Here is a 22,057-nt window from a genome sequence, read left to right on the forward strand (position 1 = left end):
AATCACGAACGATGACACTACGCCGATCCGGCGCGCGCGCAAGTCCGCTCCGCCGCGGCGCGCCGGGGCCGCTGTCCTCGGTCCCGGCCCCGCTCATGCCCCGGCGAGCAGGTGCGTCATCCGGTCGGTGAACCCCGGCTCGGTCGCGAGCACGGCGCGGTGGCGCGCGCCGGCGACGGCGGGCCAGTCGTTGTGGATGCCGCGCAGGTCGGCGCTCGTGCGGCCGCGGTTCGGCCCGTCGGTGGTGTCGATCTCGATCGGCACCACCGGGGCGAGCGTCGCGGTGGCCAGGCCGGCGGCGATGCCCACGGCGAGCGCGTCGTGGTTGCCGGCGCAGCGACGCCCCGTCTCGCCGAGGTAGAAGTCGTAGTACGCATCGAGGATCCGGGCGCAGTAGCCCCCGATCGCGCCGCCGGCGGCGAGCGCGCGCAGGTGGTCCTCCTCGAGCATGTCGCGCATCGTCACGTCGAGCCCGACGAAGGTGCACGCCCACCCGGCCTCGACGACGCGCTGGGCCGCCTCCGGGTCGTGCCAGATGTTCGCCTCGGCGGCCGGGGTGATGTTGCCGGGCGCCAGGAAGCTGCCGCCCATGATCGTGACCTCGCGGATCCGCTCGGGCAGCGTCGGATCGGCCGCGAGCGCGTCGGCGAGGTTCGTGAGCGGGCCCACCGCGACGAGGTGCAGCTCGCCCGGCCGCTCGTGGCTCAGGCGGATGATGAGCTCGGGGGCCGTCTCGGCGGTGAGCGCGGGCACGAACGACGTGTCGGCCTGGCCGCCCTGGCCGTCCTCCCCGTGCACGTTCGTCGAGAACGACGCCGTGGCGCCGTTCGAGGGCCCCTCGGCGCCGCGCGCCACGGGCACATCCGATCGGCCCGCCATGTTCAGGACGAACGCCGTGTTGCGGGCGGCGGTGTCGACGTCCACGTTGCCCCACGTGGTGGTGCAGGCGACGAGCTCGATCTCGGGCGAGAGCGCGGCGGTGAGGATGGCGAGGGCGTCGTCCACCCCGGTGTCGACGTCGAGGATGATGCTGGTGGTCACCGACCGATCCTAGTTTCCGCGAGCGAAGGCGCCGAACCCGCCCCCGTTCGCCGAACCCGCGCCGGATCGGGCGCGGGGTGGCGGATCGAGGGCGGGTTCGCGGAGGGTCAGGCCGCGACCGGGGCGTCGGCCGTGACGAGGAGCTCGCCCGCGACGGCGTCGAGGCGCACGCGGCCGCCGTCCGCCAGGTCGCCCGCCACCAGGAGATCGGCGATCCGGTCGTCCACCTCGCGCTGGATGAGGCGGCGCAGCGGGCGGGCGCCGTACTCGGGCTCGTACCCGTGCTCGGCGAGCCAGTCGATCGCGGCCTCGGAGACCTCGAGCGAGATCTCGCGGGCGCCCAGGCGCGCGCGGGTGGCGCCGAGCAGCAGGTCGACGATGCGCCGCAGCTGCTCGCGGTCGAGCTTGCGGAACAGCACGATCTCGTCGATGCGGTTGAGGAACTCCGGGCGCATCGACTCGCGCAGCCGGCCCATCACCCGGTCGCGCAGGTCCTTCTCGTCGTACTCCGCGCCGCTCGCGGAGAACCCGATGGCGCCGCTGCGCGAGGCCAGGAACTCCGAGCCGAGGTTCGAGGTCATCACGACCACGGTGTTGCGGAAGTCGACCGTGCGTCCCTGGCCGTCGGTCAGGCGGCCGTCGTCGAGCACCTGCAGCAGCAGGTTGAACACGTCGGGGTGCGCTTTCTCGATCTCGTCGAACAGCACGATCGAGTACGGGTTGCGCCGCACGCGCTCGGTGAGCTGGCCCGCCTCGTCGTAGCCGACGTACCCGGGAGGGGCGCCGACGAGGCGCGCGACGGTGTGCCGCTCGCCGAACTCGCTCATGTCGAAGCGGACGATCGCGCCCTCGTCGTCGAACAGGCTCGCCGCGAGGGCCTTCGCCAGCTCGGTCTTGCCGACGCCGGTGGGGCCGAGGAACAGGAACGAGCCGACGGGGCGGCGGGCATCGCCCATGCCGGTGCGGCTGCGGCGCACCGACCGCGCGACCGCGCGCACGGCGTCGTCCTGGCCGATGACGCGCGCGTGCAGCTCGTCCTCCAGGCCGGCCAGGCGCGCCCGCTCGGTCTCGGTGATCCGGCTGGCGGGGATGCCCGTGGCGCGGCTCACGACGGCCGCGATCTCGGGCTCGTCCACGACCGCGCCCGCGGGCGCGCCGCTCGTGGCGGCCTCGTCGAGGCGGCGCTGGACGTCGGCGATCTCGTCGCGCAGGCGCGAGGCCTCCTCGTACCGCTCGGCGGCGACGGCGGCGTTCTTCTCGGACTCGAGCGTGGCGAGCCGCTCCATGAGCGCGGCGGTGTCGACCGGCACGCCCAGGCGCAGCCGCAGTCGGGCGCCCGCCTGGTCGATGAGGTCGATGGCCTTGTCGGGCAGCACGCGCTCCGTGAGGTAGCGGTCGCTCAGCTCCACGGCGGCGCGCAGCGCGTCGTCGGTGTACGTCACACCGTGGTGCTCCTCGTACGCCGGGCGCAGGCCGCGCAGGATCTCGACCGCGTCGGCGATCGACGGCTCACCCACGCGCACCGGCTGGAAGCGGCGCTCCAGCGCGGCGTCCTTCTCGATCGTGCGGTATTCCTTCAGCGTCGTGGCGCCGACGAGGTGCAGCTCGCCGCGCGCGAGGCGCGGCTTGAGGATGTTGCCGGCGTCCATGGCGCCCTCACCGCCGCCGCCCGCGCCGACGAGCGTGTGGATCTCGTCGAGGAACAGGATCAGCTCGCCGCGGTGCTCGGCGACCTCGTCGATCGTCTTGGTGAGGCGCTCCTCGAAGTCGCCGCGGAAGCGCGTGCCGGCGAGCATGCCGGGCAGATCGAGCGCGATGACGCGCTTGCCGCGCAGCTGCTCGGGCACCTCGCCCGCCACGATCGCGCGGGCCAGGCCCTCGACGATGGCGGTCTTGCCCACGCCGGCCTCACCGACGAGCACGGGGTTGTTCTTGGTGCGGCGCGAGAGGATCTCGATGGTCTGCTCGATCTCGTCGGCCCGGCCGATCACGGGGTCGAGCTCCCCGGCCTCGGCGCGCGCGGTCAGGTCGACGCCGTACTTCTCGAGCATCGATCCGCCGCCGGACGGCGCCTCCTCCGGCGCGCCCTGCGGCGAGACGGCCTCGCGGGCGCCCTGCGTGAGCGCCTCGGGCGTCACGCCGGCGCGCGAGAGGATCTGCCCGGCGGGCGAGTCCTGCGCCAGCACGAGCGCGAAGAACACGTGCTCCGGATCGATGTAGGTCGCGCCCGCGGAGCGCGCCACCTGGTACGCGTGGAACATCGCGCGCTGCACGGCGGGGGTGATCACCGCCTCGTCGCTGTGGACGGGGAGGCTCTCCTGCGGCAGGCGCTGCTCCGTCTCGGAGCGCAGCGCGTCGAGTTCGGCGCCGACGCGCGCGACCGCCCGGGCGACCGTGTCGTCGTCGAGGAGCACGCGCAGCACGTGGAGGGCGTCCATCTCCTGCTGGCCGCGGGCGTGCGCGAACGCGGCGGCGCGCTGCAGCAGGCTCTGCGTGCGCGCGCTGAGGAAGCGGCTGAGGTCGATCGACCGCGCCGAGCGGGCGCGCTCACCCTGCAGGTAGCGCGCGAGGAACTCGTCGAACGCGCCGAGACCGTCCTGGGGGAAGTCGGCCATTCCTTGTCTCCTAAAACTTGAGCGGTTCGCCATCAACTTTAGAAGTTGAGTGCGGTTGTATCAAGTTGAACGGCGCCGCATCCCGGCCTATTCCCAGCCCGAATCCATACCTAGATGCGCTAGGTTCGATTACCTAGAGGTACAAGGGATGAACGGAGGCGCGCATGCGCATCGACAAGGACCTCGTGGCGGCCTCCGCCACCCCGCTCGTGCTCGGCATCCTCGCCGACGGCGAGCTGTACGGCTACGCGATCCTGAAGCGCGTGAGCGAGCTGTCGGGCGGCCGGATGGAGTGGACGGACGGCATGCTCTATCCGCTGCTGCACCGGCTCGAGCGGGCGGGCCTGCTGTCCGCCACGTGGGGCACCTCGGAGACGGGGCGTCGCCGCAAGCACTACGCGATCACGGACGCCGGCCGCGCCCTGCTCGAGGAGCGCCGGGCGCAGTGGGAGGTCGTGGCCGACGTCATGCGCAACGTCTGGGAGGCCCGCCCCGCCGGCCCGAACGCGGCAGGCACGACCGCGGGAGCGTGGGCGTGATGGCGCCGCGGGCGGAGGTCGAGGAGCAGATCGCCCAGTGGCGCGGCTACCTGCAGCGGCACCGCGCGATCGCCGCCGCCGATCTGGACGAGCTCGAGGATCACCTGCGCGCGCAGATCGACGACCTCTCCGCGGCGGGACTGGCCGACGACGAGGCCTTCCTCGTCGCGATCCGGCGGATGGGCGGCACCGACGCGATCTCGCGCGAGTTCGCCCGCGAGCACACCGAGCGGATGTGGAAGCAGCTGACGGCGGCCGATGGGCTCGCGGCGGATCGCCGCGAGCCCATCGTCGCGATCGGGCTCGGCGCCGCCGCCGGCCTCACCGTTCTCGCGCTCATCCAGCTGTTCTCCTACGGCGCGCCGCTCGGCGGCGTCGAGGCCAATGCGGCGCTGTTCCGCGTGCTGCCGACCCTGGTGCTCGCGTTCCTCGCGGCGTACTTCGTGTGGAAGCGCCGGCCGGCCCCGCGCACGACCGTGGCGCTGGCCGTCGTGTTCGGCGTGCTCGTCGCGACGCAGGCCCTGATGCCGTTCCCCAGCGCGACGGGGGTCGGGGCGACGGAGCTGCTCACGACCATCCACCTGCCGATCGTCGCGTGGGGGCTCGTGGGCATCGCGTATGCGGCGGGGCGCTGGCGCGACCACGCGGCGCGGATGGATTTCGTGCGGTTCACGGGCGAGTTCGCCGTGTACTTCGTGCTGCTCGCCCTCGGCGGCGGCGTGCTGATCGGCCTCACGAGCGCCGTGCTCTCGCTGACCGGCACGGACACGACCGTCGCGATCGGCGCGATCCCGCGGGTGTGCGTGCCGGGTGCCGTGCTCGTGGCCGCGTGGCTCGTCGAGGCGAAGCAGAACGTGATCGAGAACATCGTGCCCGTGCTCACGCGCGTGTTCACGCCGATCGTCACGCTCGCGCTGCTGTGGATGCTCGCCGCCCTCGCCACGGCGGGCTCGCTCGCCCTCGTCGACCGGGAGCTGCTGATCCTCATGGACGGCGTGCTCATCCTCGTGCTCGCACTGACCCTCTACACGATCTCCGCGCGCGAGGCGCTCGCGCCGGCCGGGCCGTTCGACGCTCTGCAGCTGGGCATGCTCGTCATCGCGATCGCGGTCGACCTCGTCGCGCTGACGGCCATGATCACCCGGATCGCGGAGTTCGGCGTGAGCGCCAACAAGACCGCTGCGCTCGGGCTCAACCTGCTGCTGCTCGTGCACCTGGCCGGGCAGGCGTGGCTCACGCTGCGCTTCCTGCGCCACCGGGAGGGGTTCGCGGCGCTGGAGCGCTGGCAGACCTCGTTCCTGCCGCTCTACCCGGTGTGGGCGGCCGTGGTCGCCCTCGCGTTCCCGTTCCTGTTCGCCTTCGCGTGAGCCGTTCCTAGACTGACCCCATGCGGGAGTTCTGGCGGGGCGTGGCGACGCTGGGCCGCGGCTTCGCCTGGTGGCGGGCGCGACCGGGGCTGATGGCCACCGGGCTCGTGCCCGCCGCCGTCGTGGCGGTGGTGTTCTCGGCCGCCCTCCTGGCGCTCGGCTTCGCGCTGCCGGGCCTCGTGGAGTGGATGACGCCCTTCGCCGCGGGCTGGGATGCGTTCTGGGCGGGCGCGCTGCGCGTCCTCGTCGCGCTCGCGGTGCTCGCCGGCGCGATCGCGCTCGCCATCGCGACGTTCACCGCCGTCGTGCTGCTCGTGGGCGAGCCCGCGTACCAGCGGATCTGGTCCTCCGTCGAGCGCGACACCGGCGGCGGCGTCCCCGAGTCCCGCTACTCGCTGTGGCGCGCGGCGGGAGACGCGGTCTCGCTCGTGGCCCGCGGCGCCGGCATCGCGCTGCTGACGCTGCTGCTCGGCCTCATCCCGGTCGCGGGCACGGCGCTCGCGGCCGTGCTCGGCGTCGGCCTCACCGGCTGGACGCTGGCCGACGAGCTCACGCAGCGCGGACTGACGGCGCGCGGCATCGGCGCGGCCGGCCGCCGTCGCCTGCGGCGCGGATCCCGCGGGCGGATGCTCGGTTTCGGCGTCGCGACGCAGCTGTGCTTCCTCGTGCCCGGCGGCGCGATCGCCGTGATGCCCGCGGCCGTGGCGGGTGCCGCGTTGCTGGCGCGCGAGCTGGCAGAGGGGGCTAGCGTCCCGCCTCGGGAGCGGCGGCCTTCGCCGCCCGCGCGATGAGCACGAGCCCGATCACCGCGGGCACGGCCAAGACGAGCGCGACGAGCGGATGGGCGTACTGACCGGTGAGCGCCCCCAGCGCCACCGCGAGCACGAGCAGCTGCGTCACGATGCCGCCGGATCGGCCCCAGGACCGGTCGGTGAGCACCGCGTAGGCGAACGCCCCGACGCCGCCCGCAGCCACGATCGTGAAGACCAGGAGCGCGATCGCCGTCGGCAGCGACGCCGTGTCGCCACCGAGCATCGCGACCACCTGCCAGCCCGCCAGCACCAGCAGGGCGAGGGCCTCCAGCGCGAGCAGCGCGGCCGCCAGGCGCGCGGGAACGGGGGTGCCGGAGGGGGTCGTCATGGGCGTTCCGATTCTTGATCCATTCAGAAACCGTTGACTCACGTCTCCATCTGTAAGAGACTTGTTAACGGTATGTTTCCCCACAACGTGGTGGGAGCGAGCAGCGCTCGCGGCATATCCCAGCGTAGTGCTCACCCGAACAGCCGCTGGAATCGCATCTGTTTTCCCACCACATCTAGGAGCACCACCATGGACTGGCGCGACAAGGCCGCCTGCCTCACCGTCGACCCCGAGCTCTTCTTCCCCGTCGGGAACACCGGGCCGGCCATCGACCAGATCGAGAAGGCGAAGTCCGTCTGCGCCCGCTGCACCGTCACCGAGGTGTGCCTGCAGTACGCCCTCGAGACCGGCCAGGACTCGGGCGTGTGGGGCGGCCTCAGCGAGGACGAGCGCCGCGCCCTGAAGCGCCGCGCCGCCCGCGCCCGCCGCGCCAGCTGACACCGCGGCACACCCGCGCGATCACGGCCCCTGTCGCCGGGGGCCGTTTTTCGCGCCCGGCGTCAGCGCCCGATCCAGCGCAGCGGGATGTCGACGATCACCTCGGTGCCTCCCCCGTCGGGTGAGGTCCAGTCGATCGAGCCGCCCAGCTCGCCCTGGATGAGCGTCCGAACGATCTGCGTGCCCAGTCCCCTGCCCACCTGACCGGCCGGCAGGCCAGCGCCGGTGTCGCGCACCCGCACCTCGAGGCGCTCCTCGCTGCGGTCCGCGCTGATCTCCACGTCGCCGTCCGAGTCCTTCAGACCGTGCTCGACCGCGTTGGTGACGATCTCGGTGAGCGCGAGCGCCAGCGGCGTCGCGTACTTGCTCGGCAGCACCCCGAACTCGCCGCTGCGGTGCGTGCGCGCGAGCGTGTTCGGCGCCGCGGCCACCTCCGCCACCAGGCGCAGCACGCGATCGAACACCACGTCGAAGTCGACGTTCTGGCTCAGACCCTCCGAGAGGGTGTCGTGCACGACGGCGATCGACGCCACGCGGCGCATCGCCTGCCCCAGCGCGTCGCGCGCCTCGTCGGACGGCGTGCGGCGGGCCTGGATCCGCAGCAGCGAGGCCACCGTCTGCAGGTTGTTCTTGACGCGGTGATGGATCTCGCGAATCGTGGCGTCCTTCGTCAGGATCTCCTGCTCCTGGTTGCGCAGCTCCGTCACGTCGCGCGAGAGCACGATGGCGCCGGTGCGCCTGCCGTTCTCGCTGAGCGGGATGGTGCGCAGCGCCACGGCCACGCCGCGCGCGTGGATGTCGGTGCGCCACGGGGCGCGACCCGACGCCACGACCGGCAGCGACTCGTCGGCGTCGATCGAGGCGTCGGAGAGCGCCGCCGTGACCTCGGCGAGCGACTCGCCCTCGAGCTCGTCGCCGAAGCCGAGGCGGGTGAACGCCGAGAGCGCGTTGGGGCTCGCGAACGTGACGACGCCGTCGGCGTCGAGCCGGATCAGCCCGTCGTTCGCGCGCGGCGCGCCCCGCCTCGCGCCCGTCGGGGCGTCGGCATCGGGGAAGCCGCCGGTGGCGATCATCGCGAAGATCTCGTCGGCGCACTCGTTGAACGTCAGTTGCTGCCGCGACGGCGCGCGCAGCTCGCCGAGGTTGCTGTGGCGCGTGAGCACGCCGAGCACGCGCCCGCCGTCCTCGTCGCGGCGCACGACCGGGACCGCGCGCACGCGCGTGGGGGTCTCCTCGAACCACTCCGGCGACGACGAGTCGACGATGCTCTGCGTCGTGACGGCCTCGCGCACCTGGCTCAGCCACTGCGGGCGCACGCGCTCCCCCACGATGTCGCGGTAGAACAGCGTCGCCGCCCCGCTGGGGCGCACGTGGGCCACGGCGAGATACGAGTCGTCGGCCGTCGGCGCCCACAGCACGATGTCGGCGAAGGACAGATCGGCCAGCAGCTGGCCGTCGGCCGCCACCTTGTGGAGCCATTCGATGTCCGATTCGCTCTGGATACCCTGGGCCGAGACGAGATCGCTGAGGGTCGACACCGCTTCAGTCTAGGCGGGCCGCCGCCGCTTCCCGGGGCGCAGTCGCCGGCGAGAGACGCCGGTCGCGTCGCTCAGGCCGCCCGGCGCCGCAGCGCGCGCCGACCCGGCCTCGCCTCGTCGGGAGCGTGCCGCGCCGCCGCGGTCGGCGCCTCGATCCGCTCGGCCACGCGCCGCACCGCCTGAGCCAGCGACGAGCGCGGCGCGACCTCGCCCACCGGCCTCGCGGCCAGCAGCGCGGCGTCGGCGGCGCGCCCGTCATGCGGGACGAACGAGACCTCGCCGAGGCCGGCGAAGCGCTCCAGCGTGCGGCGCACCTGCCCGCGGGCGTCGACGCCGAGGGCGCCCGTGCGCAGCCGGTTCACGACCACGTGCACGGGCGTGGGCCCGACGAGCGCGCGCAGCTCGGCGTGCGCGCGGATGAACCGGCCGATGCCGACCGGATCGGCCGACGCGACGGCGACGATCCGATCCGCGCGCTCGAGCGCCGTGAGCGTGGCGGCGTTGCGGCGCGGGCCCTCGAGGTCGCTCACGATCTCCTCGTCGCGCTCCAGCGGCGCCGCGACATCGACGACGGTGTGGGCGGACCAGCCGCGGCACGCGTCCAGCACCGCGCCGAGGCGCGCGCCCGACAGCTCCGGCCACCGCGAGGGGCGGTTGAGGCCGGTCAGCACGTCGACGTGGGCCGCCGTGCCGCCGATGGGCACGCTGATGCGGCTGAGCTCCGGCGGGTCGATCCCCTCAGCGGCCCGTCGACACGCGGCGGCGACGCCGGGGCTCTCCTCCGGCAGGGCCAGTGCCACGGCGATCGCGGGCGCGTGCGTGTCGGCGTCGACCAGCGCCGCCCGCCGGTCGCGCGTGCCCAGCGCCACGGCCAGCTCGATGGCGAGGGCGGTGCGGCCCGGCGCCCCGTGCGGTCCCCACACCGCGGTCACGGTGCCGCCCGTGCCGGATGCGCCGTGCCCGATGCCGCCGCGCGCCGCCGCCACGATCGCGTCGCCGCGGGACCCGATCGGGAGGGGTTCGGCCAGGCCGAACGCGCGCGCCAGCCGCGCATCGGCGCCGCGCCCGGCGAGGGCCACGATCCGCACGGCGTGCCGGTCGCACGCGCGCACGAGGTCGGGGGTGAGCGCGGCGCGATCGAGCGCCACCGCCAGCAGGTCGGAGCCCGCGAGCGCCTCGTGCAGCCGCGAGTGCTCGTCCGCGGCCTCCCGTGCCACGAGCGCCACGGGCACCCCGAGCGCCTCGTGCCCTCCGCGCCGCAGCTCGGCGGCGATGCGCGCGCCGTGCGGCTCCTCGAGCGCGACGACGACCCTCATCCGCCGCTCCCCGTCGGCACGACCGACAGCGCGGAACCCGCCGCCACCGCGGCGAGCACATCGGCGACATCGGAGCGATCGACGACGAGCTCCACGCTCGTCTCGCCCGTCGCCATCACGGCCTCCGCGCGCACCACGGCGGCGACGGTGGCGTCGGCGACGAGCACGCGCGGCGCGTCGAAGCCGTCGTCGGTGGCCGGCGCCTCCCACAGCTCGACAGCGGTGCCCGCGGTCACCGCGCCGGGCACCTCGGCGGCGCTGCGGACGACGACGGTCGTCACGGTCGCCGACGATCCCACCGCCTCGATCGGCACGAGCTCGCCCGCGCCGATCGTGCGCGCCGCCACGAGCCCGTCCCCCAGCTCGTCGGGCGTCAGGTAGAGGCCGTCGGCCTGGCCGAGGCCGACGTCCACGACGCGCAGGTCGGCGGCCGTCACGGCCTGGCCCGGGACGATCGTGGACGACGCGGCGAGCACGGGCACGGTGTGCCGCGAGGCGGCCACCACGCCCCAGACGCCCGCCACCGATGCGGCGATGAGCGCGACGCCCACGAAGAATCGGGCGTCGCTCCAGAAGGCGCGCTTGCGGATCATGGCGTTCATGGTGCCAGGAGCGATCCCGAGCGCGTCGAAGTTATCCACAGACCCGTGCAGTACATGCCCCGACCCGGGTAGAGACGGATAATGGCCTCATGGCGGAACCCGGTCTCGGCGACGCACCTGTGGCCCGCCATCTGGCACCGGCCCAGGTGGCGGAGCTGCTCGCGCTCGATGTCGACGCGGTCATGTCGCTGGTCCACGAGGGCCGGCTGAGCGGGGCGCGCCTCGGGGCACCGGCCGTGTGGCGCATCGAGCAGGCGAGCGTCGAGGCGTACCTCGACGAGCAGGCCGAGGAGGCCCGCCGGATCGCGCTGTGGCACGAGTCGCAGATCGCGAGCTTCCCCGAGGTGTGGGGCGCCCGCGGTCCGCGGCCCTGACGTCCTCACGTCAGCACGGAGCCGGCGTCGGCGTCGGCGCGGAGCCATGCGAGCGCCGCGAGGGGGACGATCCGGAAGCCCGCGACGTCGGCCGCGCGCCGCGGCGCGTCGAGGGCGTGCAGCGCGAGGTCCAGGTGGTCGGCGCCGACCCGGTCGAGGGTCCCGGTCGCCGTCCGGCCTCCCGACAGGCCGAGCGTCACGGGCACCCGCCGGCGGGCGAGATCCCGCAGCGCGAAGCCGAGCGTGACGCGCGCGGCCAGCCGATCCGCTTCCGCGAGCGCCCGCGCGCTGCGCAGCAGCTCGGGCTCCGGCACCCCGAGCAGGCGCACGGCGGCGAGCGGCACGATCAGCACACCCGCCGTCTCCGGGCGGGCGGCGATCCAGTCCGCCCCGACGGCCGCGATCGCGGCGTCGTGCCGCGAGCCGTCGGCCAGCTCGAACGCGACGGGACCCGCGCCCACGAGGCCGCGCAGGCGGTCCCGCAGCGCCAGCCCGGCGATGCGCAGCCGCTCGGACTCGGAGTCCAGCGCCGCGCGCTCGGCGTCCCACTCCGCCGCGAGCTGATCCTCGAGGTCCTGGAAGAACCGTTCCCATCGCACGCGACGACGGTAGGGGATCCGGCACCGCCGCGCCCTCCGTTCTCCACAGCCTGCTTCCTGCACAGGCATCTATGCCTCGTGCCCGCTGCGCGAGGACCGTGCTGAACTGCTGGCCATCTGACCGGAGCAGGCGGCGGACACCGAGGGGAGGCGCCATGTCGATGCCGATGACGTCGCGGAGCGAGCGACGCCGCGCCCGCAGCGCGCTCGATGTGAGCGAGCTGTTCGCCCCGCAGCGCACGCCCACCGCGGAGCTGCCCGATCCGACGCCCCTGCTCGACGGGCTGGCGCGCGGTGTGCTCGAGGTCCTCGCCGGCGTGCGCGACGTCGATCAGCTCGCGCGGTGGCTGGCCGAGGAGCCGTACCGCTCGCTGCTCACGCGCGCCAACCTCGCCAAGCGCGCCCGCAGCGCGCGGCAGCAGCCGGCCAAGCACCCCGCCTACGCCATCCGGTCGGTGCGCTGGTCGTCGCCGTCCGAGGGCGCCGTCGAGGGCGTCGTGATCGTCGCCGCCCCCGCCCGCACGCGCGCCGTCGCCGTACGGCTGGAGGGCATGGACCGGCGCTGGCGCGCGACGTCGCTCGCGATCCTCTGATCCGCGAGACAGCAACCGCGCGCCGAGACCGTGGCGTCACGCCGCTGTCTCGGCGCGGGAATGCTGTCTCGCGGGTTTCCGGCGATGCGCCTCAGGACGCGGACGGGGGCGCGTCGTCGGCCTGCCGCGCGAGGCGGTCCTCCAGCTCATCGACCCGGCGCCGCAGCTCGAGGATCTTGCGGACGCCGGGCAGGGTCACGCCCTCCTCCCCCAGCGCGAGCACCTCGCGGAGCCGCTCGATCTCGTCGGCCGAGTAGCGGCGCTGGTTGCCCCGCGAGCGGTCCGGCTGCACGATCTCGAGCGCATCCAGCCGGCGCAGCTGCGCGGCGGGCACACCCAGCAGGGTGGCCACCTGCCCGATGGTGTAGAACGGCTCATCCGAGAGGATGCGGTCCGTCGTCCTGGCGTCGTCGCCCACGGTGCTCCCTCGTCGCTCATCGTCCGGCGCCGCCTCCGTCGCGCCGTTTCTTGCACTTTGCTCGCGGCTATCTTATAACTTCACTTGCAGGTTTGCTTCGCTCCGATTCGGAGGCCGGCCTGCGCGATCCGCGGCGCCGCGCAAGCGGTTCTCGCTGTGCCCGCTGCGGCCGGCCTCCCCACCGCAGGGAGGTTCCATGTCGTTCACGACCACGTCCGCGCTCACGGCACCGACACCCGAGGCCGCCGCCTCGCCGCGCACGTCGCTGCGCATCGGGATGGTGGCCCCGCCCTGGTTCTCGCTGCCGCCCGCCGGCTACGGCGGGACGGAGGCCGTGGTCGCGGGCCTCGTCGACGCGCTGGTCGCACGCGGACACGAGGTCGTGCTCGTGGGCGCGGGCGACAACCGCACGAGCGCGCAGGAGTTCCACGCCGTCTACGACGCGCCGCCCACAGGGCGACTGGGCGAGCCCGTCCCCGAGGCGATCGCCGCCGCCTTCGCGCGCCGCACGCTCGAGGACGCCGGCGTCGACGTCGTGCACGACAACACGCTGTGCGGGCCGCTGCTGGCGGGGGGCCGCGCGGCTCCCACCGTCGTCACGATGCACGGCCCCGTCGCCGGCGAGAACGGCCGCTACCACGAGCTGCTCGGCCGCAGCGTGTCGGTCGTGGCGATCTCGGACGCGCAGCGCCGCGCCAACCCGCGCATCAACTGGTGCGGCACCGTGCACAACGCGGTCGATGTGGCGTCGTTCCCGATGCGCGAGCGCAAGGACGACCTCGTCCTGTGGATCGGGCGCTTCAGCCCCGACAAGGCCCCCCACCTCGCGATCGACGCGGCACGGGCGGCCGGCCGGCGGATCGTGCTGGCGGGCAAGCTCAACGAGCGCGCCGAGCACGCGTACTTCGACGCCGAGGTCCGCCCGCGCCTGGGCGCCGACGCCGAGTACGTCGGCGAGGCCGATGCCGCGCTGAAGCGCGAGCTGTTCGCCGCCGCGCGGGCACTGGTGTTCCCGATCCAGTGGGAGGAGCCGTTCGGCATGGTCATGGTCGAGGCCATGGCGTGCGGCACGCCCGTCGTCGCCACGCGGCGCGGCAGCGTGCCCGAGGTGGTCACCGACGGGCGGACCGGCGTCGTCGTCGATCCGGACGCCGGCGCCCGCGAGCTCGCGGCGGCGATCGTCGCGGCCGAGGAGCTGGACCCGTGGGAGTGCCGCCGCCACGCCGAGCGCCGCTTCGACCTCGCCGTGATGGCCGAGGGCTACGAGCGCGTCTACCGCTCCCTGCTCGAGCCGGTGGAGCTGCACGAGGACGAGGGCCGCGACACGGCCGGCCTCGTCGCCGCCTGAAACCGGCGAGAAGCAGCTGCGCGCCGAGACAGCGGCCAGAAGCCACTGTCTCGGCGCGCGAATGCTGTCTCGCGGGGCGCCGGATCAGCCGAACAGCGCCGCGGCCTCCTCGTAGCGCGCGAGCGGCACCGTGTTGAGCTCGCCGAGGGCGTCCTGGAACGGCACCCGCACGATGTCCGTTCCCTGCATCGCCACCATCTGGCCCCACGCGCCGTCCACGACGGCGTCGATCGCGTGCAGGCCGAGGCGCGTCGCGAGCACGCGGTCGAAGCCCGACGGCGCGCCGCCGCGCTGGATGTGCCCCAGCACGGTCGCGCGGGTCTCGATCCCCGTCTTCTGCTCGATCAGCGGCGCGAGCTGCTCGCCGATGCCGCCCAGGCGCGGGCGGTTGAAGGCATCGAGGCCCTTGTCGCTGTAGGCCTCGTCCTGGCCCTTCATGATGAAGCCCTCGGCGACGACGACGAGCGGCGCGCGGCCACGCTCGTGGGCCGACATCACCTGCTCGCAGATCTCGTCGAGCGACAGCGGCACCTCGGGGATGCAGATGATGTGCGCGCCCGCGGCCATGCCGGAGTGCAGCGCGATCCAGCCGACGTGGCGGCCCATGACCTCGGCGACCATGCACCGCTGGTGCGAGTCGCCCGTCGTGCGCAGGCGGTCCATCGCCTCGGTCGCGATGTTCACGGCCGTGTCGAAGCCGAACGAGTAGTCCGTGGCGCGCAGGTCGTTGTCGATCGTCTTCGGCACGCCCAGCACGTTGATGCCGTCGTTGTAGAGGCGCTGGGCGGCCGCCAGGGTGCCCTCGCCGCCGATCGCGATGATGCCGTCGAGGCGGTGGCCGTACAGCGTCTTGGCGATGTTCTCCGGGCCGCCGCGCTCCCCCTCGTACGGGTTGGTGCGGCTCGTACCCAGGATCGTGCCGCCGACCTTCGACAGGCCCTTCACCTCGTGCCGGGTGAGGGGGAAGAAGTCCGCGTCGACCAGACCGCGCCATCCGTCGCGGATGCCGACGAACTCGATGTCGTAGGTCTCGGTGCCCTTCAGGACCGCACCGCGGATGACCGCGTTCAGGCCGGGGCAGTCGCCTCCGGAGGTCAGGATTCCGATCTTCATGCGCGCCCCACAGCCGTTCGGGTCGACTGCCGCACGCAGGTGACGTTTCCGATCTTCATGGCGCCAGCCTAGAGCCTCCGACGCCGCGGCGGGCGCGGCCTGCCGGGCCGCGGCCCGGCTCGCCGCGCGCCCGTCACTCGCCGCCGAGCGCCTCGCGCGTGAGGTGCATGAGCGCGGCCAGCTGCACCGACTCGCTCGACGCCTCGTCGGCCGCCTCGCCGTCCAGGGCGCGGGCCGCGAGGCCCTGCTTCTGGTCGATGAGCTCCGCGATCTTCGTGTCGATCGTGTGCGCGGCGATGATCCGCCACGCGGTGACCGGCTCGTCCTGGCCGATGCGGTGCACGCGGTCGATCGCCTGCGTCTGCTCGGCCGCCGTCCAGCTGAGCTCCGCCAGCACGACGTTCGACGCGACCTGAAGGTTCACGCCCACGCCGGCCGCCGTGAGCGAGCAGACGGCGATGCCGACCTCGGGGTCGTTCACGAACGCGTCGATCGCCTCCTGGCGGGCCGCCGACGTCTGGTCGCCGCGGACCGACACCGAGCGGATGCCGTTCGCCGCGAACAGCGCCTCGGCCTGGTCCATGACGTCGATGTGCTTGGCGAAGAACACGACCTTGCCCACCGAGCGCTGCAGCTGCGCGGCGTAGTCGGCCGCGAGCCCGGCCTTGGCCTGGCCGATGCGGCGGACCATGGCGAACACGTTGTCGCCCTCGGCGCCCGCCGCCTTCGACTCGTCCAGCTCGCCCTGCGCCACGAGGCGCACGATGTCGTCGTCGATCTCGCCCGGCTCGAGCCCACGGTCGCCGCGCGCCTCGATGATGCGGCGGTACCGCGCGGCCAGGCGCTCGGCCAGCTGGCGCTCGGCCTCGCGGATGCCGCGGCCGAACTCGTCGTCCAACTGCACGGGCATGTCGGCGATGAGCTTGTCGGGCAGGTCGCTCGCGACGTCCTTCTTGCGGCGGCGCACGATGCCCATCGAGATCACGGCGTCGCGCGCCTCGGGGTAGAACGCCTTGTCGGCGGGGGTGAGGCCGGTCGCGTCGAGCTTCTCCATGAGCTCGGGGCCGGGCTTCTCGCCGTTGGTCCAGCCGAGGAAGCGCCAGATGGCGTCGAAGTCCTCGACGTCGTTGATCAGGGGCGTGCCCGTGAGCGCCATCATGAGCGGCCTGCCGCCTGGCGTCGTCTCGCGGATGCGCTGCGCGAGCGCCAGCACGTTCTGCGAGCGCTGCGACGAGAGGTTCTTGATGAAGTGCGCCTCGTCGACGACCATCCCCCGCAGCCCGATGGCCGCGAGCCAGCCGATGTGCCGGTCGAGGATCTCGTAGTTGACGATGAACACGTCGGCGAACGCGTCGACATCCTGCCCGTCGCCGCTGATCACGGTGGCGCGGCGGTGGGGCGTCCAGCGCTCCACCTCGCGCGCCCAGTTCATCTTCACGACGTTCGGGACGACGACGACGAGCGGGTACGCGCCGGCGACCGAGGCCGCGAGCACCGACTCCGCCGTCTTGCCGAGTCCCGGCTCGTCGGCGAGCAGGAACGAGCGGTGGCCGGCGCGCACGGCCTCGAGGAAGCGGGCCTGGTGCACCATCACCTCGAGTCCCTTGGGCGAGACGCGATCGAACTCCGGCACCGGCGGCAGCGGCATCGTGGCCGCTCCCCCGCCCGCGCCCGTCTCGAACGCCTTGTACAGCGGGCCCATCAGCTCCCAGCCGTCGAGCCGGCGGCGCGGCGCGGGCGCCGGCACGCGCGAGAGGTCGGGCGCGAGGAACGGGTTCGCCGCGATGCGCGACTCGATCTGCGGCGGCACGACCGCGCGCTCCGTGGCGATCTGGGGCACCATCGGCGGCGTGACGACCGGCTTGGCGTCCGAGATCACGAGCTCCTCGGGCGGCAGCTCGGCGCCCGACTCGAGCAGCCAGTCGCGGCGCATGCGCTGCGCGACGGGCGTGGTCGCGTGGTCGGCCTCGAGCAGCTGGATCAGCGACGTGTCGCGCGCGGCGGTCTTGGCGAGGATCGTCGCGACGCCGTCGAGGCGCTTGAGCAGCTCGGCCCGCGCCGCGTCGGTCAGCTCGGCGTCGGCCTTGACCCTGGCGCGCTCCTCGCGCACGAGGAACGCGATCACCTGGAACTTCACGCGGTTGGTCGGACCCAGCTTGTTGCGCTGGGCCTTGGCCTCGACCTCGCGCACCTTGCGGGCGAGGATCGGGATGAGGGGTGCCTCGTCGTCGCGTCGTGCGGACGAGGACGTCTTGCGCTGTCGCGCGGGTGCCGTGGTCGGCATGCTCCTCCTGAGCGTCGATGCGGCCGATCGAGCGGCCGTTCGAAGGATCTGCGCGCCCCACGCGTGCCGAGGGATTCGGACGACCAGGACGGGTCCGGCCGGGAGGCGCCAGGCTCGCTCACCCGGCGCAGAGCGTCGAACGGATGGCGGCGAGCCGCGTCCAGTCTAGGGCATGCTCCCCGCAGATCCCCAGAGAGCGCTCCGGCGCGCCCCGCCGGCGGACCGGCGGGGCGCGGACGGATCGGGCGCGAGGGACGCGGGATCAGCGGAAGGCGCGCAGGCGCAGGCTGTTGAGCACGACGAACACGCTCGAGAAGGCCATGGCGGCCCCGGCGATCATGGGGTTCAGCAGGCCGAGCGCGGCGAGCGGGATGGCGGCGACGTTGTAGCCGAACGCCCAGAAGAGGTTGCCGCGGATGATCGACATCATGCGGCGCGAGAGCCGGATGGCGTCGGCCACGGCCGCGAGCGACTCGCGCACGAGCGTCACGTCGCTCGCGTGCCGCGCCGCGTCGGTGCCGCCGCCCATCGCGATGCCGAGATCGGCTGCGGCGAGCGCCGCGGCGTCGTTGATGCCGTCGCCCACCATCGCCACGCGGCGGCCGTCGGCCTGCAGCGCGCGGATCCGCGCGATCTTGTCCTCGGGAGACGCCCCCGCGATGACGCGGTCGATGCCGACGCGCCCGGCCACCTCGCGCGCCACGCGCTCGTTGTCGCCCGTGAGCAGGACGATCTCGAGCCCGAGCCGGCGCAGCTGGGCCACGGCGCCGGCGCTGTCCTCGCGCACGGTGTCGGCCACGACGAGCACGCCGCGCGCCGTCGCCGTCATCCCGGCCGACGACGACCAGCCGACCACGACGACCGTGCCGGCGGCGTCCTCGGCCGCACGCACGAGCTCGTCCGGCACGCGCGCGCCGCGCTCGCGCGCGAAGGCCAGGCTGCCGGCGAACACCTCGCGGCCGTCCACCCGCGCCGTGACCCCGCGCCCCGCGTGGCTGCGGAAGTCCGTGGCGGCGGGCACCTCGCTCGCCGCCGCGGCGATCGCGGCGGCGATGGGGTGCTGCGAGCCCGACTCGGCGGCCGCGGCGAGCGCGATCAGCTCGTCGCGGCTCTCGCCCTCGGCGGCGACGACCGCGTCCAGCGTCATGCGCCCGCTCGTGACGGTGCCGGTCTTGTCGAGCACGATCGTGTCGATCCGGCCCGCGGTCTCGATGGCCTCGGGGCCCGTCACGAGCACGCCGAGCTGCGCGCCGCGCCCGGTGCCGACGAGGATCGCGACGGGCGTGGCGAGCCCGAGCGCGCAGGGGCAGGCGATGATGACGACCGCGATCGCCGCCGTGAGCGCCGCGTCCACGCCGCCGCCGGCGAGCAGCCACACGGCGAGCGTCAGGATCGACAGGCCGATGACGACCGGCACGAACACGGACGAGATGCGATCCGCCAGGCGCTGCACGCGCCCCTTGCCGGCCTGCGCGTCCTCGACCAGCCGCGCCATGTGCGCCAGGCGCGTCGCCGATCCCACGGCCGTCGCCCGCACGACGAGGCGGCCGTCCGTCGCGATCGTCCCGCCCGTCACGTCGTCTCCCGCCCCGGCGTGCACCGGCGCCGACTCGCCCGTGATCATGCTCGCGTCCACCGCGGCGTCGCCGCGCACGATGACGCCGTCGGCGGCGACGCGCTCCCCCGGGCGCACGACGAACAGGTCGCCCTCGCGCAGCCGGTCGGTCGGCACGGTCTCGCCGTCGCGTCCGTCCTCGCGCGCGAGCGTGACCTCGTCGGCGCCGAGCTCCATGAGCGCCCGCAGCGCCGCCCCCGCGCGCCGCTTCGAGCGCTGCTCGATGAACCGCCCGAGCAGGAGGAAGACCGTCACGACGGCGGCGACCTCGACGTACACGTGCCCGCCGGTCGCGGCCGCCCAGGCGCTCCACAGCAGAGCGGCGAACGTGCCCAGGGTGATGAGCGTGTCCATCGTCATGGCGCCGTGGCGCGCGTTCGCGAACGTCGCCCGGTGGAAGGGCCACCCCGCCCACAGCACGACGGGGGCGGCGAAGGCCAGGGCGACCCACTCCCAGCCGGGGAACTGCAGCGGCATGATCATCGACAGCGCGACCACGGGGACCGACAGGATCGCGCCGACGATGAGGCGGGTGCGCAGCGGCGTGGCGCCGCGGACGTCCTCGACGTCGTGCACGTGGCCGCCGGCGGAGCCGTGGTCATGGTCACGGTGCTCGTGCTCGTGGTCGGTGCCGTCACCGCCATGCCCCTCGTGCACGGGAGCCGGTCGCGCGGCCTCGTCGCTGCGCACGCGCGCCTGGTAGCCGGCCGAGCGCACGGCGTCGAGGAGCCGCTCCACCTCGACCGCCTCCGGCGCGGTCACCTTCGCCGACTCCGTCGCGAGGTTCACCGACGCCTCGACGCCCGGCACGGCGCGCAGCCGCTTCTCGACGCGCGCCACGCAGCTCGCGCACGTCATGCCCTCGATGTCGAGGACGACGCCCCGGGTCTCGCTCATCTGATCCATCCTGGCCTCCCTGGCTTCTCCCCGACGCCAACAGTATACCCCCCGGGGGTATTCCCGCGCGAGCCGCGGCGTAGGCTGGAGCCATGCCGGGCACCTACACCGAAGCGCAGATCGCCGCCACCATCGACCACGCCGTGCTGAAGCCGGACTTCACGCGCACCGACGTGGACCGCGAGCTCGACATCGCGGCCGAATGGGGCGTGTGGAGCGCGTGCGTGCGCCCGTCGGACGTCGGCTACGCCGTGAAGCGCCTCGACGGCTCCGGAGTGCGCGTGTGCACCGTGATCGGCTTCCCGCACGGCACGACGTCGACGGCGACGAAGGTCGCCGAGCTGCGGCGCGCGCAGGACGACGGCGCGACCGAGTTCGACATGGTCGTGCACATCGGGGCGCTGCGCTCGGGCGAGGACGACTACGTGCGCGACGACATCGCGGCCGTCGTCGAGGCGGCCGGCTCCTTCGTGAGCAAGGTGATCCTCGAGACGAGCTACCTCGACGACGAGCAGATCGCCCGCGGCAGCCGGCTCACCGAAGCCGGCGGCGCCACGTTCGTGAAGACCTCGACGGGCTTCGCCGGCGGCGGCGCCACCGTGGAGCACGTGCGGCTCATGCGCGAGAGCGTCTCGCCCGCGGTGCAGGTCAAGGCCTCGGGCGGCGTGCGCGGCCTCGACGCGGCCGTCGCGATGCTCGACGCCGGCGCCACCCGCCTCGGCACGAGCGCGAGCGCCACGATCCTCGGCGAGCTGCGCGCGCGGCTCGCGGGCGAGGAGGCCTCGGGCGCGGAGGACGCCGGCTCGTACTGAGCGCTCAGCCGCGCAGGATGGCGCGGGTGCGGGCGACGTCGTCGTTCATCTGCGCGATGAGCGCCTCGACGCCCTCGAACGCCACCATGCCGCGCAGCCGCTCCTGGAAGAGCACGTCCACGCGCTGCCCGTACAGGTCCAGGCCGGTCTCGTCGAGCACGTAGGCCTCGACCTGCGGCACGTCGACATCGCCGAACGTCGGGTTGGCGCCGACCGAGATGGCGGCCGGGTAGCGCGTGGAGGCCAGCTCGCCCTGGGGCGCCCGCACGATCAGCCAGCCCGCGTACACGCCGTCCGCCGGGACGAAGCCCTCGGCATCCGCCGACAGGTTCGCGGTCGGGAAGCCCAGCTCGCGCCCCCGCCGCAGTCCGTGGACGACCTCGCCCGAGACCGCGGGCAGGCGCCCGAGCAGCTTGGCGGCCCCGCTCACGTCGCCCTCGGCCAGCAGCTCGCGGATCCACGTCGACGACACGCGCCGCCCGTCGCCGGCGCTCGCGATGTCGTCGACCACGTCGACCTCGAAGCCGTGCTCGGCGCCGAGCCGCTGGAGCAGGGCGACGTCGCCGGCCCCGCCCCGGCCGAAGCGGAAGTCGCGGCCCACGAACACGCGCCGGGCGCGCAGAGCCGAGACGAGCACGCGCCGCGCGAAGTCGGCCGCCTCCTCGGCCGCGAGGGCCTCGTCGAAGCGCAGCAGCAGCGCGGCGTCCAGGCCGGTGCGCGAGAGCAGCTCGATCTTCTGCCGGTTGCCGACGAGCGGCCGCGGGCAGCGCTCGGGCGCGAGCAGCGCGAGAGGGTTGCGGTCGAAGGTGACGGCCACCGTGCGCAGCGCGCCGCCGGCCGAGGCCAGCATCATGCGCTCGATGATGGCGCGATGGCCGGCGTGCACGCCGTCGAACTTGCCGATCGCGACGATCGACTCGCCGAAGTCCGCCGGGATCTGCGACGGATCCTCGAACAGGATCATCCCGCCGCCCCGACGGCGACGCGCGCGGGCCGGTGGGTGGCCAGCCACCAGATGCCGAGGAACGGCAGCACGAGCGGGATCCAGAAGTAGCCCGATCCGTAGCGCGACCACACGGTGTCGTCGGCATGGAACAGCTCGGGGGCCAGCACGCTGAGGGTTCCGACCACGAGCACGCCGGCGAGCTCGAACGACACCGCGGCCCACGCGACGCGATACCAGGTCTCGCTGCGCGAGACGACGAGCGCGACGGTCGCGAGCACGTAGACCACCGCCGCGAGCGCGGAGAGCAGATACGCCAGCGGCGCCTGCGAGAAGTGGGCGATCATCTGGTAGACGGATCGGCCGGTCGCGGCGAGCGCGAGCACGCCGTAGACCCAGACGAGGAGGGTGCCGATGCCGGTGATGCGGCGGGAGCGCGCGGGTTCAGTCATAGCGGATCGATTC

Annotated in this window: 21 protein-coding genes; 8 read left to right on the forward strand and 13 right to left on the reverse strand. The window is 74.0% G+C overall.

All coding sequences use genetic code 11. From position 1 onward, the window contains the following. Positions 1–93 precede the first annotated feature (93 nt). Positions 94–1,041: a nucleoside hydrolase gene (locus ACYVJ0_RS06480; RefSeq protein ID WP_460816772.1), complete on the reverse strand. Its 948-nt coding sequence runs from the start codon at positions 1,039–1,041 to the stop codon at positions 94–96. Positions 1,042–1,148: 107 nt separating this feature from the next. Next, complete coding sequence (locus ACYVJ0_RS06485) at positions 1,149–3,656, reverse strand: ATP-dependent Clp protease ATP-binding subunit (RefSeq protein WP_460816774.1); 2,508 nt, start codon at positions 3,654–3,656, stop codon at positions 1,149–1,151. Positions 3,657–3,820: 164 nt separating this feature from the next. Here ACYVJ0_RS06485 and ACYVJ0_RS06490 point away from each other — a divergent pair, with 164 nt between their 5' ends. The 3 genes from ACYVJ0_RS06490 to ACYVJ0_RS06500 are packed head-to-tail and all read left to right on the forward strand — an operon-like array spanning position 3,821 to position 6,353. Then, the gene (locus tag ACYVJ0_RS06490; protein ID WP_460816776.1) at positions 3,821–4,195 is read left to right on the forward strand and encodes a PadR family transcriptional regulator; all 375 of its coding nucleotides are present in this window, start codon (positions 3,821–3,823) and stop codon (positions 4,193–4,195) included. After that, a complete protein-coding gene (locus ACYVJ0_RS06495) occupies positions 4,195–5,562 on the forward strand; it encodes a permease prefix domain 1-containing protein (protein ID WP_460816777.1) in 1,368 nt (455 codons plus the stop codon). The genes ACYVJ0_RS06490 and ACYVJ0_RS06495 overlap by 1 nt, the downstream gene beginning before the upstream one ends. Before the next feature lie 20 nt (positions 5,563–5,582). After that, entirely contained in the window at positions 5,583–6,353 is a 771-nt protein-coding gene (locus ACYVJ0_RS06500; protein WP_449854452.1) for an EI24 domain-containing protein, read from the forward strand. Here the strand turns inward: ACYVJ0_RS06500 and ACYVJ0_RS06505 are convergent. After that, positions 6,307–6,702: a histidine kinase gene (locus ACYVJ0_RS06505; RefSeq protein ID WP_449854453.1), complete on the reverse strand. Its 396-nt coding sequence runs from the start codon at positions 6,700–6,702 to the stop codon at positions 6,307–6,309. The genes ACYVJ0_RS06500 and ACYVJ0_RS06505 overlap by 47 nt on opposite strands. Before the next feature lie 189 nt (positions 6,703–6,891). Between ACYVJ0_RS06505 and ACYVJ0_RS06510 the strand changes: the two genes are divergently transcribed. After that, the gene (locus ACYVJ0_RS06510) at positions 6,892–7,140 is read left to right on the forward strand and encodes a WhiB family transcriptional regulator (RefSeq protein WP_067025888.1); all 249 of its coding nucleotides are present in this window, start codon (positions 6,892–6,894) and stop codon (positions 7,138–7,140) included. A gap of 62 nt (positions 7,141–7,202) precedes the next feature. On the opposite strand, the gene ACYVJ0_RS06515 is transcribed toward ACYVJ0_RS06510, so the two are convergent. From ACYVJ0_RS06515 to ACYVJ0_RS06525, 3 genes are all read right to left on the reverse strand, one after another. Continuing rightward, positions 7,203–8,678, reverse strand: a complete 1,476-nt coding sequence (locus ACYVJ0_RS06515) for a sensor histidine kinase (protein WP_460816780.1) — start codon at positions 8,676–8,678, stop codon at positions 7,203–7,205. Between the two features lie 71 nt (positions 8,679–8,749). Continuing rightward, positions 8,750–9,994 carry an AAA family ATPase gene (locus tag ACYVJ0_RS06520; protein ID WP_460816781.1) on the reverse strand — a complete coding sequence of 415 codons (1,245 nt, stop codon included), beginning with the start codon at positions 9,992–9,994 and terminating at the stop codon, positions 8,750–8,752. After that, a complete protein-coding gene (locus ACYVJ0_RS06525; RefSeq protein WP_460816783.1) occupies positions 9,991–10,635 on the reverse strand; it encodes an SAF domain-containing protein in 645 nt (214 codons plus the stop codon). The genes ACYVJ0_RS06520 and ACYVJ0_RS06525 overlap by 4 nt, the downstream gene beginning before the upstream one ends. A gap of 50 nt (positions 10,636–10,685) precedes the next feature. Here ACYVJ0_RS06525 and ACYVJ0_RS06530 point away from each other — a divergent pair, with 50 nt between their 5' ends. Beyond that, positions 10,686–10,970: a helix-turn-helix domain-containing protein gene (locus tag ACYVJ0_RS06530; protein WP_460816785.1), complete on the forward strand. Its 285-nt coding sequence runs from the start codon at positions 10,686–10,688 to the stop codon at positions 10,968–10,970. Positions 10,971–10,975: 5 nt separating this feature from the next. Here ACYVJ0_RS06530 and ACYVJ0_RS06535 read toward each other — a convergent pair whose 3' ends face one another. Beyond that, positions 10,976–11,569: a hypothetical protein gene (locus tag ACYVJ0_RS06535; protein WP_460816787.1), complete on the reverse strand. Its 594-nt coding sequence runs from the start codon at positions 11,567–11,569 to the stop codon at positions 10,976–10,978. A gap of 161 nt (positions 11,570–11,730) precedes the next feature. On the opposite strand from ACYVJ0_RS06535, the gene ACYVJ0_RS06540 reads away from it, so the two are divergent. Further along, positions 11,731–12,162 (forward strand): Rv3235 family protein, encoded by a 432-nt coding sequence (locus tag ACYVJ0_RS06540; RefSeq protein WP_449854494.1) that lies wholly within the window; start codon positions 11,731–11,733, stop codon positions 12,160–12,162. A 91-nt stretch (positions 12,163–12,253) separates the two neighbouring features. Here ACYVJ0_RS06540 and ACYVJ0_RS06545 read toward each other — a convergent pair whose 3' ends face one another. After that, positions 12,254–12,580, reverse strand: a complete 327-nt coding sequence (locus ACYVJ0_RS06545) for a MerR family transcriptional regulator (RefSeq protein WP_460816789.1) — start codon at positions 12,578–12,580, stop codon at positions 12,254–12,256. A 196-nt stretch (positions 12,581–12,776) separates the two neighbouring features. On the opposite strand from ACYVJ0_RS06545, the gene ACYVJ0_RS06550 reads away from it, so the two are divergent. Continuing rightward, positions 12,777–13,928, forward strand: a complete 1,152-nt coding sequence (locus tag ACYVJ0_RS06550) for a glycosyltransferase family 4 protein (RefSeq protein WP_460816790.1) — start codon at positions 12,777–12,779, stop codon at positions 13,926–13,928. Between the two features lie 84 nt (positions 13,929–14,012). Here the strand turns inward: ACYVJ0_RS06550 and ACYVJ0_RS06555 are convergent, their stop codons facing one another. From ACYVJ0_RS06555 to ACYVJ0_RS06565, 3 genes are all read right to left on the reverse strand, one after another. Next, the gene (locus ACYVJ0_RS06555) at positions 14,013–15,041 is read right to left on the reverse strand and encodes a 6-phosphofructokinase (protein WP_449854461.1); all 1,029 of its coding nucleotides are present in this window, start codon (positions 15,039–15,041) and stop codon (positions 14,013–14,015) included. A gap of 133 nt (positions 15,042–15,174) precedes the next feature. Continuing rightward, positions 15,175–17,325, reverse strand: coding sequence for a DEAD/DEAH box helicase (locus tag ACYVJ0_RS06560; RefSeq protein WP_460816792.1), 2,151 nt, complete (start codon positions 17,323–17,325; stop codon positions 15,175–15,177). Between the two features lie 262 nt (positions 17,326–17,587). Then, positions 17,588–19,837 carry a heavy metal translocating P-type ATPase gene (locus tag ACYVJ0_RS06565; protein ID WP_460816793.1) on the reverse strand — a complete coding sequence of 750 codons (2,250 nt, stop codon included), beginning with the start codon at positions 19,835–19,837 and terminating at the stop codon, positions 17,588–17,590. Positions 19,838–19,929: 92 nt separating this feature from the next. Here ACYVJ0_RS06565 and deoC point away from each other — a divergent pair, with 92 nt between their 5' ends. Beyond that, positions 19,930–20,649 carry a deoxyribose-phosphate aldolase gene (gene deoC, locus ACYVJ0_RS06570; RefSeq protein ID WP_460816795.1) on the forward strand — a complete coding sequence of 240 codons (720 nt, stop codon included), beginning with the start codon at positions 19,930–19,932 and terminating at the stop codon, positions 20,647–20,649. A 4-nt stretch (positions 20,650–20,653) separates the two neighbouring features. On the opposite strand, the gene ACYVJ0_RS06575 is transcribed toward deoC, so the two are convergent. Continuing rightward, complete coding sequence (locus ACYVJ0_RS06575; protein ID WP_460816796.1) at positions 20,654–21,613, reverse strand: bifunctional riboflavin kinase/FAD synthetase; 960 nt, start codon at positions 21,611–21,613, stop codon at positions 20,654–20,656. Beyond that, the gene (locus ACYVJ0_RS06580) at positions 21,610–22,044 is read right to left on the reverse strand and encodes a hypothetical protein (RefSeq protein ID WP_449854466.1); all 435 of its coding nucleotides are present in this window, start codon (positions 22,042–22,044) and stop codon (positions 21,610–21,612) included. The genes ACYVJ0_RS06575 and ACYVJ0_RS06580 overlap by 4 nt, the downstream gene beginning before the upstream one ends. Positions 22,045–22,057: the final 13 nt, after the last annotated feature.

It is taken from the genome of Microbacterium petrolearium, from assembly GCF_054782875.1.